The 515-nt window shown below is 72.2% G+C and carries 1 protein-coding gene; it reads right to left on the bottom strand.

What is annotated here, in order from left to right:
- The coding region (locus Cco03nite_RS42120) for an AMP-binding enzyme (protein WP_444546540.1) at positions 1–451 on the bottom strand (451 nt) is incomplete at its 3' end.
- Positions 452–515: the final 64 nt, after the last annotated feature.

Here is a 515-nt window from a genome sequence, read left to right as displayed (position 1 = left end):
GGGGAAGCCGGTCGAGCACGACGATCGCCGCGGGCACCATGTACTCCGGCAACCGGGTCGCGGCGTACCGGCGCAGCCCCGCAGCGTCGACGGCCGTCCCGCCCGACCCGACCACGTAGCCGACCAGACGCCGGTCCCCGGGCCTGTCCTCGCGCACGACCACCGCCACCGCGCCCACGGACCCGTGCCCGGACAGCGCGGCTTCGACCTCACCGAGCTCGATCCGGAACCCGCGCACCTTCACCTGGTCATCGGCCCGGCCCAGGTAGTCCAGCTGACCGTCGGGCGTCCAGCGCACCACGTCACCGGTCCGGTACATCCGCTCACCGGCACCGAACGGACACGCCACGAACCGCACCGACGTCAGATCCGCACGCCCCAGATAACCGGCGGCCACACCCGCCCCGGCGAGGTACAGCTCACCGGCCACCCCGACCGGCACCGGCCGCAACCGCTCATCGAGGACAAAGACTTTCGTGTTCGAGATCGGCGACCCGATCAACGGAGTCCCGCCG

It is taken from the genome of Catellatospora coxensis (genome assembly GCF_016862635.1).
Taxonomy (GTDB): domain Bacteria; phylum Actinomycetota; class Actinomycetes; order Mycobacteriales; family Micromonosporaceae; genus Catellatospora; species Catellatospora coxensis.
The sequence above is the reverse complement of the archived record's forward strand: the minus strand, read 5'-3'. Positions and strand labels throughout refer to the sequence as shown.